9 protein-coding genes are annotated in these 15,464 nt (G+C 64.1%); 3 read left to right on the top strand and 6 right to left on the bottom strand.

What is annotated here, in order from left to right; genetic code table 11:
* Window position 1 precedes the first annotated feature (1 nt).
* From NHH73_09830 to cphA (NHH73_09815), 4 genes are all read right to left on the bottom strand, one after another.
* Entirely contained in the window at window positions 2-1,129 is a 1,128-nt protein-coding gene (locus tag NHH73_09830; GenBank protein USX28553.1) for a M14-type cytosolic carboxypeptidase, read from the bottom strand.
* Window positions 1,130-1,264: 135 nt separating this feature from the next.
* Window positions 1,265-2,728: a catalase gene (locus tag NHH73_09825; protein USX28552.1), complete on the bottom strand. Its 1,464-nt coding sequence runs from the start codon at window positions 2,726-2,728 to the stop codon at window positions 1,265-1,267.
* A gap of 105 nt (window positions 2,729-2,833) precedes the next feature.
* The gene (gene cphA / locus NHH73_09820; protein USX28551.1) at window positions 2,834-5,404 is read right to left on the bottom strand and encodes a cyanophycin synthetase; all 2,571 of its coding nucleotides are present in this window, start codon (window positions 5,402-5,404) and stop codon (window positions 2,834-2,836) included.
* A 28-nt stretch (window positions 5,405-5,432) separates the two neighbouring features.
* Entirely contained in the window at window positions 5,433-7,598 is a 2,166-nt protein-coding gene (cphA, locus tag NHH73_09815; GenBank protein USX28550.1) for a cyanophycin synthetase, read from the bottom strand.
* A 332-nt stretch (window positions 7,599-7,930) separates the two neighbouring features.
* Between cphA (NHH73_09815) and NHH73_09810 the strand changes: the two genes are divergently transcribed.
* The 3 genes from NHH73_09810 to NHH73_09800 all read left to right on the top strand — a co-directional run bounded on the left by NHH73_09810 (window position 7,931) and on the right by NHH73_09800 (window position 11,555).
* Entirely contained in the window at window positions 7,931-10,204 is a 2,274-nt protein-coding gene (locus NHH73_09810) for an ABC transporter ATP-binding protein/permease (protein ID USX28549.1), read from the top strand.
* Between the two features lie 10 nt (window positions 10,205-10,214).
* Window positions 10,215-10,685, top strand: a complete 471-nt coding sequence (locus tag NHH73_09805; protein USX28548.1) for a DUF1854 domain-containing protein — start codon at window positions 10,215-10,217, stop codon at window positions 10,683-10,685.
* Between the two features lie 405 nt (window positions 10,686-11,090).
* On the top strand, window positions 11,091-11,555 hold the full coding sequence (locus tag NHH73_09800) for a hypothetical protein (protein ID USX28547.1): 465 nt from the start codon (window positions 11,091-11,093) through the stop codon (window positions 11,553-11,555).
* Here the strand turns inward: NHH73_09800 and NHH73_09795 are convergent.
* Together NHH73_09795 and NHH73_09790 are read right to left on the bottom strand one after the other, a co-directional pair.
* Window positions 11,552-12,883, bottom strand: coding sequence for a sugar MFS transporter (locus NHH73_09795; GenBank protein ID USX28546.1), 1,332 nt, complete (start codon window positions 12,881-12,883; stop codon window positions 11,552-11,554). The genes NHH73_09800 and NHH73_09795 overlap by 4 nt on opposite strands.
* 29 nt (window positions 12,884-12,912) lie before the next feature.
* Entirely contained in the window at window positions 12,913-15,450 is a 2,538-nt protein-coding gene (locus NHH73_09790; protein USX28545.1) for a glycoside hydrolase family 3 C-terminal domain-containing protein, read from the bottom strand.
* Between the last annotated feature and the right edge of the window lie 14 nt (window positions 15,451-15,464).

Here is a 15,464-nt window from a genome sequence, read left to right as displayed (position 1 = left end):
ATCAGTAATCGTCCAGCGACAGCAGGATCGGCTGCAGGATCGCCGCGCCCAGCGCCGCGCTGCGCGCACCGTTCCAGCCCACGTGCGGATCGGGCAGGTCGGCGTTGTCCTTGAAGGGCATCTCCAACGTCAGCGCCAGGCATCCGAAGTGGTGGCCGACATACTTGGACGCCAAGGTCAGCATGTCTTCCTTGTACTTGCTGGCCGCATAGCCGACCTTGTCCTGGAAGTCCGGGCTGGCGTTTTTGTAGCGGTCGATGAAGGCCTGCTGTTTCGCGCGGCGCTCATCGCTGAAATTCTCCAGCATCTCGTTACCAGCCACGAAGTTGTAAGGCAGCGCCTCGTCGCCGTGGATGTCGAAGAACATGTCGATGCCCGTCTCGTGCATCTTCTGCTTCACATACAGCACTTCCGGACTGCGCTCGGCCGATGGCGTCATCCACTCGCGATTGAGGTTGGCGCCGGCGGCGTTGGTGCGCAGGTTGCCGCGCACCGAACCGTCCGGGTTCATGTTCGGCACGATGTAGAACACGCAGCGCTGCAGCAGCTTGCGCGCGATCGGGTTCGAGTCGTCCAGCAGCGTATCGATCAGGCCTTCGATGAACCATTCGGCCATCGATTCGCCCGGATGCTGGCGCGCGATGAACCAGATTTTCTTTTCCGCTTCCGGCTTGCCGATGACGACCAGGTTCATGTCGCGGCCGTCGACCGTGCTGCCCAGATCGAGAACGCGCGCCAGTGGATTCTCGGCCACTTCGCCCAGCAGGCGCAGATGGCGCTCGAACGAATAAGGCTCGAAGTAGGCGTAGTAGACGCTGTCGAGGTCCGGCGTGTGGCGGATCGTCATCACGGCGCCGTCGAAGGTGGTCGGCACGCGAAACCAGTTCTCGCTGTCGTAGCTGGCCACGGCCTGGTAGTTCTCGTAGCCCTTGGCGTAGGTGGCCTGGCCGGCGTTGAGGAAGCGCATCGTGACCTGCTGGCCGCGCGCGCCCTGCAGGCGGAAATGGAACCACTGGTGGATGTCCGCGTGCGAATCCTTGCGCAGGTTTAGTTCGATGGTGGCGGCGCTGTCGGCGCGCAGCACCTCGATGGCGCCGGAGTCGAAGTTCTGGCTGATTTTGATGGTCATGTCGATCCAATATAAGTGAATACCGATGACGCTATTTTACCAGTCACGCAGCCAAACCCGCAGGGCCGGGCGGGGTCGTACCCCTTGGGGTACGACCCCAGGTTGGCCGTGCGGGTTGAAGGCCGGCGCGCCCGGTCAGTCGGCGTTCACACCCTTGACCTTGAGCGCGGCGCGCACGCCGGCGCCGTAGGCCGGATCGGCCTGGTCGAAGTGACCCAGCTGGCGGGCGATGATCTCGGCGTCCACTTGGCTCAACGGACCTGCGATGTTGTTGAACAGGTTGAGCTTCTCCTCGGCCGGCAGCAGGCGGAACAGATTACCGGCCTGCGTGTAGTCGTCCTCCTGGCCGCGACCGTCGAAGCGCGCCGCGCCGCCGTCCAGAACCAGCGCCGGTTCGCCGTGGCCCAGGCCCTGCGGATTGCTGCCGTTCGATTCGACCGGCTGGTAGTTCTGCGCCGCACCGCCGTTGGCGATCGCCATGGCGCCGTCGCGCTGCTGGTTATGCACAGGACAGCGCGGCGCGTTCACCGGCAGATGCTGGTGGTTGGTGCCGACGCGATACAACTGGGCGTCGTGGTAGGCGAACAGGCGTGCCTGCAGCATCTTGTCCGGCGAGTAGCCCAGGCCCGGCACCACGTTCGACGGCGACAACGCAGCCTGCTCCACTTCCGCATGGTAGTTCAGCGGATTGCGGTTCAACTCGAACACGCCGACAGGAATCAGCGGGAAGTCCTTGTGCGGCCATACCTTGGTCAGGTCGAACGGATTCCAGCCGGTGCGCGCTTCCCACGCGGCCAGTTCGGCCTCGGTGGCCACTTGCAGCTTCACTTCCCACTGCGGGAAATCGCCGGCGGCGATGGCGCCGAACAGGTCGCGCTGCGCGTAGTCCGGGTCCTCACCGGCCAGGCGGCTCGCTTCGGCGGCGGGCAGGTTCTTGATACCTTGCCTGGTCTTCAGGTGCCATTTGCAGTACACACGCTCGCCGGCATCGTTGATCAAGCTGAAGGTGTGGCTGCCGAAACCGTCCATGTGGCGGTAGCCGTCCGGCGTGCCGCGATCCGAGAACAGCATCGTCACCTGGTGCAGGCTTTCGGGCGTCTTGCTCCAGAAGTCGAACATCATCGTCGGCGACTTCAGATTGGTCTGCGGGTCGCGCTTTTGCGTGTGGATGAAGTCCGGGAACTTGATGCCGTCCTTGATGAAGAACATCGGCGTGTTGTTGCCGACCAAGTCCCAGTTGCCCTCTTCCGTGTAGAAGCGCATCGCGAAGCCGCGCGGATCGCGTTCGGTGTCGGCGCTGCCCCGCTCACCGCCAACGGTGGAGAAGCGCACGAAGGTTTCGGTCTGCTTGCCGATGGCCGAGAACAGCTTGGCCTTGGTGAATTTGGTGATGTCGTGGGTGACGGTGAAGGTGCCGTAGGCGCCCGAACCCTTGGCGTGCACCACGCGCTCGGGGATGCGTTCGCGGTTGAAGTGCTGCAGCTTCTCGATCAGGTGGAAGTCCTGCAGCAACAGCGGGCCGCGCCGGCCCGCGCTGACGGAGTTCTGGTTATCTGCTACCGGGATGCCCGATGCGGTGGTGATAGGTGGCTGGCTCATGCTTTGGCTCCTCGTTGATAGTATGGGACTATTGTAACGAGGCAAACCCATAGTTCAAAACTATAAATAACTATGGATTTGATAGCCAAAGGCAATAAGCTGCTGTTAAACCTCCGCGATGCGCTTGGCGATGTGCGCCAGCGCGTCTTCCACCTGGTCGATCAGGATCAGGCACAGGTCGCCCTCGCCCAAACGCGCCAGCGCCGTGTCGATGGCCAGGAACTCGCCGTAGATCTCCTCGATGTGCGAGGTGCGCGGCGCACCGCTCAGGCCCGAACGCAGCAGCGCCACCACTTCGCCGTCGACCCGCCCGCGCTGGCACTGGTCTTCGTACAGGATCACATCATCAAAGGCGCGGCCGAGGATCTCGGTCTGCTGCTTGATGTCCTGGTCGCGGCGGTCGCCGGCGCCGGAGATCACCACCCCACGGCGCCTGGCCGGCATGGTTTCCACCGCCTGCACCAGCGCCAGGATGGCGTCCGGATTGTGGCCGTAGTCGGCGATCACGGTCGCGCCCTTGTAATCGAACACGTTGAAACGGCCCGGCGCGTTGTCCGAATCGTTGGCGAAGGTTTTCAGGCCGAGACGGATCGCGTCCCAGCTGATGCCCACGCCCCACGCGGCGGCCACGGAGGCCATCACGTTTTCGACCTGGAAGCCGATGGCGCCGTTGCGGGTGATCGGCACCTGCGACAGCGCGATCTTGTTCAACTCCTTGCCCTCGGCCGCGACGATGTGGCCGTCCTCGACGTATACGGTGCGGCTGCCCTGCGCGCGATGGGTGGCGATCACCGGATGGCCACGATCGGCGCCGAAGAAAATCACCTTGCCACGGCAGGTGGCCGCCATGCCGGCGACGATCGGATCGACCGCGTTGAGCACCGCGAAGCCGCTTTCGGAGACGTTCTGCACGATCACGCGCTTGAGCACCGCCAGGTCTTCGACCGTGGTGATGTAGTTCAAACCGAGGTGGTCGCCGCTGCCGATGTTGGTGACCACGGCCACCTGGCAGCGGTCGAAGGCCAGGCCTTCGCGCAGCACGCCGCCGCGCGCGGTTTCGAACACCGCCGCGTCCACATCCGGATGCAGCAGCACGTTGCGCGCGCTGCGCGGACCACTGCAATCGCCGCTGTCGGTCTGGCGGCCTTCGATGTAGACGCCATCGGTGTTGGTCATGCCGGTGCGCAGGCCGCTGGCCGTCAGCAGGTGGGCGATCAAACGCACGGTGGTGGTCTTGCCGTTGGTGCCAGTGACCGCCACCACGGGAATGCGGCCGTTCTCGCCCGGCGCGAACATGGTGTTGACGATCGCCTCGCCGACCGCGCGGCCCTTGCCGTACGACGGCGCGATGTGCATGCGCAGGCCGGGGGCGGCGTTCACTTCCACCACGCCGCCGCGCTGGTTGTCGAACGGTTGCAGCACGCCTTCGCACACCACGTCGACGCCGCAGATATCGAGGCCGATCATCTGCGCCGCCTCGACCGCGCGCGCCGCCACTTCCGGGTGCACGTCGTCGGTGACGTCGGTGGCGGTGCCGCCGGTCGACAGGTTGGCGTTGTTACGCAGGATCACGCGCTGGCCCTTGGCCGGAATCGAGTCCGCGTCCAGGTCCTGCAGCGCCAGGCGCGCCAGCGCGATGTCGTCGAAGCGGATCTTGGTCAGCGAAGTCGAATGGCCGCTGCCGCGGCGCGGATCGGCGTTGACGATGTTGACCAGTTCACGCACCGTGTGGGTGCCGTCGCCGACCACTTGCGGCGGATCGCGGCGCGCTGCGGCGATCAACTTGTTGCCGATGACGAGCAGGCGGAAATCGTGGCCCGGCAGATAACGCTCGACCATGATGTCGTCGCGGAATTCGCGCGCGGTGTTGAAGGCCTGCGCCAGCTGTTCCTTGGTCATCACGTTGACGGTGACGCCCTTGCCCTGGTTGCCGTCCTTCGGCTTGACCACCACCGGCAGGCCGATCTCCTGCGCGGCGGCCCAGGCGTCTTCGACATCCTCGACCGAGCGGCCGATGGGCACCGGCACGCCAGCCGCGTGCAGCAGCTTCTTGGTCAGTTCCTTGTCCTGCGCGATCGCTTCGCCGATGGCGCTGGTGCTGTCCATCTCGGCGGCCTGGATGCGGCGCTGTTTCGAACCCCAGCCGAACATCACCATGCTGCCCTCGGTCAGGCGGCGGATCGGAATGTCGCGGGCGACGGCGGCGCTGACGATGGCGCCGGTGCTCGGGCCAAGGCGCACATCCTCATCGAGGTCGCGCAGTTCGTTCAGCGCGCCGGTCAGGTCGAACGGGGTGTCGGCCAGGGCCGAATTGATCAGGTTTTCGGCCAGCGTGACGGCCAGGCGGCCCACCGCTTCCTCGGTATATTCGACCACGGTCTGGTAGATACCCTCGTCCAGGGTAGCGCTGGTGCGGCTGAAGGTCACCGGGCAGCCGGCTTGCGCCTGCAGGCTCAGGATCGCCACTTCCAGCACGCGGGCCAGCGGCACGTCGTCGGCGCGGCCGGTCGTGCGCAGCGCGCCGATGGCCGGGAAGCGCGCATGCAGGCGCTGCTCGAAACCTGGCAGCAGCGCGATCGACTGCTCCTCGGGAGGACAGGAGACGATGACTTCGACCGCCGTGTGATGGCTCCAGAGATTGGGGCCGCGAAGGGCACGGGTACGTTGAACTTCCATAAATCTTCGTGTTCTTTCAGTGAAGTTATCAGTGATGGGTGCGCTTCGGATTCGCATCGAAGGTGCGCAGGCCGGCGCCGATCAAATCCGGCGTCAGTCCCAGCGCCCAGCCGGCGGCGATCGCTGCCAGCACGGCTTCCGGCGGCACCAGCGGCGACAGCGGCAGGCTCGCCACCTCGTCGTGGCCCTTGGCCATGACGATGCAATCAGCCCTTTGGAACACCACGCGCTCGCTGTCCTGGCGGTGTCCGGCGATGGCCGCAAGGTGCTCGTCGACGCCGTAGAAAATCACTTCGCCATCGCACAGGCGGGCCATGTCCACCACCTGTTCGTCGGCGGCGTTGAGCACCGCCACGCCGCTCGGCAGGATCACGTCGACCTGGGTGCGCAGCACGCCATACAGTTTGTCGGCGCTGTCGATATAGAACTCGCCCAGTTCCTCGAAATCGCTGACGTCGGTGACCACGCCGACCGCGCATTTATCGTACGCCAGGCCCTCGGTCAGGATCATGCGCGCGCTCGATTCGAACACCGCCGCCTCGACGTTTTTGTTCAACAGCAGGCGCTCGCCGGTTTCCCAGTCGCTGAAGCCGTCGCGCGGCAGCAGTCGGCCGTTGACGAACAAACCATCGGCGCAGGTCAGGCCGACCTTCTTGCCGCTGATTTGCAGCAGCCAGGCGATCAGGCGCGAAGCCATGGTCGTACCGTGCTTGCCGGTGATGCCGACGATCGGCATGCGGCCGCTTTCCTCTTCTGCGAACAGATGGTCGACGATCGCCGCGCCGACGTTGCGCGGTTCGCCGTTGGCCGGCTTGAGGTGCGCCAGCAAACCCGGGCTGGCGTTGACTTCGATGATGGCGCCGCCCTGCTCGTGCAGCGGACGCGAAATATCCGAGGCCACCAGATCGATGCCGGCGATGTCCAGGCCGACCACGCGCGCGGCCAGGGTAGCCATCGCGGCGACCTGCGGATGCACCCGGTCGGTGACGTCGGTGGCGACGTTGCCGTTCGGCTGGATCAAGACTTTCTGGCCTTCCAGCGGCACCGATTGCCACGTCATGCCCTGGCGCTCCAGCTCCAGGATGATCTCGCCCGATTCGTGCGGCTTGACCACGCCCAGCGGCGCGTCCTCGACTTCGCCGCGGCGCGGATCGGTGTTGATCTGCGTATTGCACAACTCGAGGATATTCTGCTTGCCGTCGCCGGTGACCCACAGCGACTCGCCACCGGCGGCGGCGATCAGGCGTTTGCCCACCACCAGCAGGCGGTGCTCGTCGCCGGGGATGAAGCGTTCGACGATGACGTTCTTGCTGCCGCCCTTTTGCGCCGCCAGGTGATAGGCCTTGGCCACGTCGGACTGCGTCATCAGGTTGAGCGACACACCGCGACCGTGATTGCCGTCGTAAGGCTTGACCACCACCGGCACGCCGATGTCCTCGGCCGCCGACCATGCCGCTTCCGCGCTGGTGACCAGTTCACCTTCCGGCACCGGCACGCCGCACGACGCGAGCAGGCTTTTGGTCAGGTCCTTGTCGCTGGCGATGCCTTCGGCGATGGCGCTGGTTTGTTCGGTTTCGGCGGTCCAGATGCGGCGCTGCGCGGCGCCGTGGCCCAGCTGCACCAGGTTGCCGTCGGTCAGGCGGATCGACGGGATTTTGCGGTCGGTGGCCGCATCGACGATGTTGGCGGTGCTCGGCCCCAGGCACAGCGACTCGACCATGTCGGTCAGCTCGGCCACTTTGGTCGTCAAATCGTAGGGACGGTCCTCGATCATCGCCATCAGCAGGTCGCGTCCCGCCTCCAGCGCGGCGCGGCCGACCTGTTCCTGGCGGGTGCGGAAGGCCATCTTGTACAAGCCGGTGTCCTCGCCGATCTGGCGCGTTTTACCGAAACCGGTCTTCATGCCGGCCAGGTTCTGCAACTCCAGCACCACGTGTTCGAGGATGTGGCCGGCATAAGTGCCGTCGCGCAGCCGCTCGAGGAAGCCGCCGACCTCGCCCACGCCGCAGCGGTGGACGATCAGGCCAGGCAGGATCGCGGTGAGGCGCTCATACAAGCCTGGCAACAAATTCGACGGATACTTTTCCAGTTCGCCAATATCCAGCCACGCCTCAATCACCGGGCGATAGGTCCAGATGTTAGGACCGCGCAAATGGGTTACGCGGAGGACTTCAATGTCTTTCTTCTTGGTCATGTTTCTATTCTTGTGTCTTTGTTATCAGCCGTGGCCAGCCTGCGCCGTATTTTAAACCCGTACCACCGCTTCCCGCCAAATCCTGTTTGGCCCACCCCGTAGCTTGACCAAGTTCATCACGTCCACCGACCCGGATGTCTGTGCGTTATACTTGCCGCCAGTACAAAAGCCCGGATTTATGGTGCGAGTCAAATGTCCGACTCGACTGTTGATGCAATGACAGAATACCGTAAATAATTACTTATACCAGCCGCAACACCTTATTGGCAAAGCGAATGTTGTAGAGTGCCGATGCTAGTTTCACCATTTTTCGACCCGGAGTAAGCCGCACGATGACAACCCAACAACTTTCCAACGTATCCAGCCTCGGCGAGCTTCCTGAACGCTGGCGTTCCGAGATACAGGCACAGCTTTCCAAAGAGGAAAACGTTGTAAGTGCCCTGGAGGTTGACCTGGATCAGCAACTTCGTTTCGCCAAGGGCGTCATCGTCGTCACCGCCACGCGCCTGCTGGCGCGCGCGCCGGGGCAGGAACAGTGGCAATCGTGGCCGTTTTCGCACGACCTGACCCTGAAACACCACGACCACGCCGGCGTCGGCCACCTGGAGCTGATCGGCCGGGGCGGCCGTCTTGCGGCGTGGCGCTTCACCTTGGGCCAGAACCTCAACGCGATCCGCCTGGTGGAAGCGTTCTCCGCGCATCTTGATAGCCACGCCACCGGCGTGCCGGTCATCGTCGAAGAAAAAAGCATCTGCCCGAGCTGCAAGGCGCCGCTGGAACCGGACCAGGAGGAGTGCCCGGTCTGCACCAAGGTGATCTACACGCCGCCGTCCACGTGGACCCTGTTCCGCCTGTGGCGCTTCGCCAGGCCGTACAAATTCCAGCTCGCGCTGGGATTCTCGCTGATGTTGCTCAGCACCGGCGCACACATGATCCCGCCCTACCTGACCATCCCGTTGATGGACAATGTGCTGATCCCGTACCAGAACGGCAAACCGGTCGACACCTCGATGGTGGCGCTGTACATGTCCGGCCTGGTCGCCTCGGCGGTGATGGCGTGGATACTGGGCTGGGCCAAGACGTACGTGCTGGCGCTGGTATCGGAGCGCATCGGCGCCGACCTGCGCACCGAAACCTACGACCACCTCCTGCGCCTGTCGCTGGAATACTTCGGCGGCAAGCGCACGGGCGACCTGATGTCGCGCATCGGCAGCGAGAGCGACAGGATCTGCGTGTTCCTGTCGCTGCACCTGCTCGACTTCGCGTCCGACTGCCTGATGATCATCATGACCGGCGTGATCCTGTTTTCGATCGACCCGTGGCTGGCGATCTTCACCCTGCTGCCGCTGCCATTCATCGCCTGGTTGATCCACGTGGTGCGCGACCGCCTGCGCATGGGCTTTGAAAAGATCGACCGCGTGTGGGGCGAAGTGACCAACGTGCTGGCCGATACCATCCCGGGCATCCGCGTGGTCAAGGCGTTTGCGCAGGAGTCGCGCGAGGCGGCGCGCTTCCGCACCGCCAACCAGCACAACCTGGCCGTCAACGACAAACTCAATAAAATCTGGTCGCTGTTCTCGCCGACGGTGTCGTTCCTGACCGAACTCGGTCTGCTGGTGATCTGGGTGTTCGGCATTTACCAGGTCTCGAAGGGGAATATCACGGTCGGTGTGCTGTCGGCGTTCATCGCCTACTCCAGCCGCTTCTACGGACGTCTGGACTCGATGAGCCGCATCGTCTCGGTCACGCAGAAATCGGCGTCGGCCGCCAAGCGCATCTTCGACATCCTCGATCACGTCTCGTCGGTGCCCGAGCCAACCAACCCGGTCAAGCTGGCCAAGGTCGACGGCAACATCACCCTGCGCGAAGTCGGCTTCCGCTACGGTAACCGCGCCGTCAACCGCGGCATCAGCCTCGATATCAAGGCCGGCGAAATGGTCGGCCTGGTCGGCCACTCGGGCTCCGGCAAATCGACCCTGGTCAATCTGATCTGCCGCTTCTACGACGTCTCGGAAGGCGCCATCATGCTCGACGGCGTCGACATCCGCTCGTTCGCCGTGTCGGATTACCGCCGCAACATCGGCCTGGTGCTGCAGGAGCCGTTCCTGTTCTTCGGCACCATCGCCGAGAATCTGGCCTACGGCAAACCGGATGCGACGCGCGAAGAAATCATCGCCGCCGCCCGCGCCGCGCACGCGCACGAATTCATCCTGCGCCTGCCGCAGGGTTACGACTCGATGGTCGGTGAACGCGGCCAGGGCCTGTCCGGCGGCGAGCGCCAACGCATCTCGATCGCCCGCGCGCTGCTGATCGATCCGAAGATCCTGATCCTCGACGAAGCCACGTCCTCGGTCGACTCCGAGACCGAAAAAGAAATCCAGCGCGCGCTGGAAAACCTGGTGAAAGGCCGCACCACGATCGCCATCGCCCACCGCCTGTCGACCCTGCAAAAGGCCGACCGCCTGGTGGTGCTGGACCGCGGCGTGGTGGTGGAAGAAGGCTCGCACGACGTGCTGATGGCGCGCGAAGGCGCCTACTACCGCCTGTATCAGGCGCAGGCGCGCAATGTCGACACCGACATGGACGACAGCGGCCGCAAGGAATAAGAGAACCCACATGACGACGACAAAATTTGAACTGGTACGCAATCCCTTCGGCCGCCTGGTGCTGACCACGGGCGAAGGCGCCGTCCACGAAGGCGTGGCGGCGGTGCGCGCCTTCCCGGTGCAAGCGCCGGAGGACGGCATCGCGCTGGTGAGCGGCGACGGCAAGGAAGTGGCATGGATCGACCGCATCGAAGACCTGCCGCAGGAAATCGGAGACCTAGTGCGGGAGGAGCTGGCGGGCCGTGAATTCATGCCCGAGATCTCGCGCATCGTCGATGTCTCCGGCTTCGCCACGCCGTGCACCTGGACGGTGGAAACGGACCGCGGCGACACCGAATTCGTGCTGCGCGGAGAAGAGGACATCCGCCGCCTGACGGTGGACACGCTGCTGATCTCCGACATCCACGGCATCCACTACCTGATCCGCGACGTGCGCGAGCTCGACAAGCACGGCAAAAAAATCCTCGACCGCTTCCTCTAACCCTCGGGGGTCAAGTCTAACATTCATACACGACCTTATCCGTAAAGCCGCAGCACAACCCTCGGGGGTCAAGTCTAACATTCATACACGACCTTATCCGTAAAGCCGCAGCACGGTAGAGCCCATGTCCGAATGTCAGACTTGACCCCGGCGTTTGCTACCGAATCTTCAACTGTCGCTGGTGGCCTCTGCCCGCTGACATGCCTCAATGCGCCAACATAAAACGCTTGCATGATGTAATCGTGCGCCGGTGGCGGCTGCGGAAAGGCATACAATGAAATTCCTCGATCCGAAGTCGCACCAGCCGCCACGCCCGGCCCCTAAGCGGAAGCGCAAGCCGCGCAAACCCGCGCCGCCGCCGATGCCCGTGCCGGTGCCGCGTCCCAAACAAAAAGGGAACTAGTCATGGATGAAACCAAGGAAGATTTGAAGTTCAACCTGCGTTATGCGCAGCGACTATGCCAACGAACGGCCCGCTTCTACCGGCGCTTGCAAACCACGCTGACCTTGATCAGCTTGCTCGCCGGCAGCAGTGCTGTCGCCGCTCTCGCCGCCCGATTAACGGTGCCATCGGCATGGCTGTTGGGCGTCTTCGCCATTTTCGGCTGCATCAATCTCGCACTGCGCCCGGCGGACAAGATCGCGGCCAACGAGGCGGACGTACGCAAGTACGGCGCGTTGCTGGCCAAGGTCAACTCGGTAGATGTCGCCGCGCTTCAGCAGATGCTGGACGAAGCGCGGCTTTCGGATACGACCGAGATCGAGCCGCTCCGGCCCGTCGCCTACAATGACGTCGTGCTGGAAGTCGCAGAACCGGAAGCAATGATCCCATTGAGCCCGATGCAGAAGCTGATGGGTGCCCTCGCCTAGTGCCCGGCCCGCGCGGCCGGTTTGTCGGCCCCGCCATCCGCATACATGCCGGCGTACTTCAAACCGAAGTACAGCACGAAGACGTAGCACGCCGCAGGCACAACGAACGAGATCTGCAGGTTGACGGTATCGGCAAGGAAGCCCTGCGCGAACGGCACCAGCGCGCCGCCGACGATGGCCATGCACAGCAAGCCGGAGCCCTGCCCCGTCAACGGCCCCAGTTTGTTCAGCGCCATCGAGAAGATGGTGGGGAACATGATGGAGTTGAACAGGCCAACGCCCAGCAGCGCCCACATCGCGGTATGGCCGCTGCCGAAAATCGCCACCAGCAGCAGCGCGAACGCGGCCGCCGAGTTGAAGGCCAAGGCCTTGCCCGGGCTGACGTAACGCATGACGGCGAAGCCGATGAAGCGGCCCAGCATCGCGCCGCCCCAGAAGTAGCTGACGTAAGGCGCCGCCTGGTGTTCCGGCAGGCCTGCGATGTGCGGCTCGCCGATGTAGTTGATCAGGAAGCTGCCGACGCAGACTTCCGCGCCCACATACAGGAAGATGCCGATCACGCCGAGCACCAGATGGCGATGCTGCAGTACCTGCTTCCAGCCCCCACCGTCCGCCGCCTGTGCGGCCGGTTGTTCGGCGTCGACGATCTTCGGCAGGCGCGCCATCGCAAACAGGATCGCCAGCACCAGCAGGGCGCCGGCCAGCGCCAGATACGGGCCTTGCACGCTGGCTGCCTGGTTGGCGTAGTAGGCGGCCACCTGGTCGGCGGGCAGCTTGGCCAGATCGGCGGTGCTCATCACGCCACCGGCCAGTATCAGCATGCCGCCCAAGGTCGGCGCCACCGTGGTGCCCAGCGAATTGAATGCCTGGGTCAAGGTCAGGCGGCTCGATGCCGTCTGCGGGTCGCCCAGGATCGTCACGTAAGGATTGGCCGCCACCTGCAGGATGGTGATGCCGCCCGCCAGAATGAAGAACGCCAACAGGAACAGCGCGTAGCCGCTGGTGGACGCAGGGTAGAACAGCGCGCAGCCGGCGGCGGCGATGGTCAGGCCGGCGACGGCGCCGTTCTGGTAGCCGATCCGCTTGATCAACGCGCCGGCGGGCAGCGAAACGATGAAGTAAGCGCCGAAGAAGCAGAATTGAACCAGCATGGCCTGCACATAGGTCAGCGTGTAGATCGACTTCAGGTGCGGGATCAGGACGTCGTTCAACGCCGTCAACAGACCCCACATGAAGAACAGGATCGTGATGATGATGAGGGGGCCGGTGTTGCCCTTGGCCTGCGACGGGCTGGCCGGCACACCGGCAGCTTTCGATAATGGTTCCATGCTAGCTCTTTCTCATATATTTTATGTTTTTACTTAAAATCGCCGCACGCCGACGCGTCCTTGTCCCTGGCCGCGCCGCCGACGATCTGAATGTTGGCGAAGCTGGCCGCGAACGGTCCATCGGCCGATATGGCGAACGGCGTGGACAACGCGTCGGGTTTCAGTCCTTTGGCGCTGAAGCACGACAGCGGTATCTTCACCGTCTGTTTGCCCTTGCCGGCCATGCGCTGGAACACGGCGCTGGCGTCGAGTTCCACGTTTTCCATCCAGATGCCGGCCTTCCCTTGTGGGGCGCCGGTGACGATGGTATCGAATTGCAGCGCGCCGTCGGTGCCGGCGATCGCGGGAATCGGCATGGCCTTGCCGGATTGCGCCGACAGTTTAGCAGGACCGGACCAAGTTAGCCTTTTTGCATCCTGTTGGGTGTTCACCTGCGCCGTCTCGACCTTCACCGTGGGCAGATTGAACACCGCGTTCAGGTCCGCGCCGAGCGCGGTCTTCTTGCCGCCGCTTTCCACGTAGAGTGCATAGGTGGCGCGGTCCGCAGGGCTATACACCGGCATGGCCATGCTCTTGCCGCAGCCGCCCGGCGAGTAGCTTGCGTCCAGCATCGGCACAGTCGCCTGGCCGGCCGGGGAGGAATAGGTCAGACCATAGCCGAACTTGAACAACGGATCGTAGCCGGCATCGCCGACATTGAGCGGCGACTGGCAAGCCGACTTGGGCCACGAGAACGACAGCTTGCCACGGAAGTCCACATTGACCTTGCCGTCCGCCTTGCGGAACAGGACATCGGACACGCCCTTGCCCTCGGTGCCCGGCAGCCAGGCGGAGACGAAGCTGTCCGACAGATTCAGGATGTCGTTGGCGTACAGCGGCCGGCCGGCCACCAGCACCGTCACCACCGGCTTGCCTTTGCCGGCCACCGCCTTCAGCACCGCCAGGTCCTCCGGATGGCGACCGGACAGGCGCAACGTGTCCGATGGACCGATGTCGCCATCGCCCTCTGCGTAAGGGGTTTCGCCGATGACGGCGATGACCGCGTCGAACTTGCCGACATCGACACCGGTGGCGTTTTCGCTGAAGGTGACATTGTCCTTGCCGGCGGCGTCGCGAATACCGGCCAGGATGGTGTCGCCGATCGGATAGTCGCTATTCTTGTTGTCGGTGCCCTGCCAGGTCAGCGACCAGCCGCCCGACTGGTTGGCCATGCTGTCGGCGCTCTTGCCCACCACGAGGATCTTTTTGCCGCGCGCCAGCGGCAGCACGCCGCCATTATTCTTCAACAGCACCAGCGATTCGCGCACCGCCTGGCGCGCCAGCGCGCGGTCCTGCAACGCTTCCTGTTTGCCCGCGTAGCGGTTCTGCGAGGGCTTTTTGCCGTCGAACAGGCCGGCGCGCAGCTTCACGCGCAGGATGCGGGTGACCGCGTCGTCGATACGCGCCATCGGGATCTCGCCCTTCTCCACCTGGGCGATGGTGTTGGCGATGAAGGTTTTCCAGCGTTCCGGCACCATCATCATGTCGACACCGGCATTGATCGATTGCGCGCAGCTATCCTCGGCGCAGCCGGGCACCTCGGCGATGCCGTTCCAGTCGCTGACGATCAGGCCATCGAAGCCCATTTTGGTTTTCAGCGCGTCGGTCAGAAGCGCTTTACTGCCGTGCATCTTGCCCTGATCGATTCCGCCTTCGAGGTCGTTCCAGCTGTTGAAGGAGGCCATGACCGTTTGCACGCCCGCCTCCAGCGCCGGGTAGTAGCCCAGCGCGTGGATGTTGAGCATGTCGGCCTTGGTGGCCTGGTTGACGCCGCGATCCTTGCCCTCGGCCGTGCCGCCGTCGCCGACGAAGTGCTTGGCGGTGGCGACCACGGTGCCGTCGCCTTTCAAGTCGCCCTGCAGGCCCTTGACGTAGGCGCCGGCGTAATCCTTGACGATGGCGGGATCCTCAGAAAAGCTCTCGTAGGTGCGCCCCCAGCGATCGTCGCGCACCACCGCCAGCGTCGGCGCGAACACCCAGTCGATACCGGTGGCGCGCACCGCCCTGGCGACCGAGTGCGCCATCTGCTCGATCAGCTGTTTGTCGCGCGCGGCGCCGAGACCGATATTGTGCGGGAACAGCGTGGCGCCGTACATATTGCTGTTGCCGTGCATGGCGTCGATGCCCCAGATGACCGGTACCTTCACCTTCATGTCTGTGCCCATCGAGGCGTCGTAGTAGGCGTCCGCCAGCTTGACCCAGTCGGCCGCGGTGGCGTACTTGTTCCCCTGCGGCCAGCTGCCGCCGCCATTGAGGACGGAACCGATGTAGAACTCGCGCACCTGCTCGGGCGTGATGAACTTGATTTCGGGCTGCGTCATCTGGCCGACTTTTTGCGCCAGGGTCATGCCGGCGACGATGCCGGCGATGCGCGCTTCCATCGCTTTGTCCTGCTTGACGGCGCTGGTGATGCGAGGCCAGTCGGTGAGCGGGGTCGAAGCGGAAGCGGCGGCGATGGCGTGGGCGCCCAGCGCCAGCATGGAGGCCAGGACGGCGCGGCGCAGGATGTGGTTATGGCGTGTTTTCATTCGGGGCAAGTCTC

This window comes from Oxalobacteraceae bacterium OTU3CINTB1 (genome assembly GCA_024123955.1).
Classification (GTDB): Bacteria; Pseudomonadota; Gammaproteobacteria; order Burkholderiales; family Burkholderiaceae_D; genus Rugamonas.
This window is presented reverse-complemented; position numbering and strand designations above follow the sequence as displayed.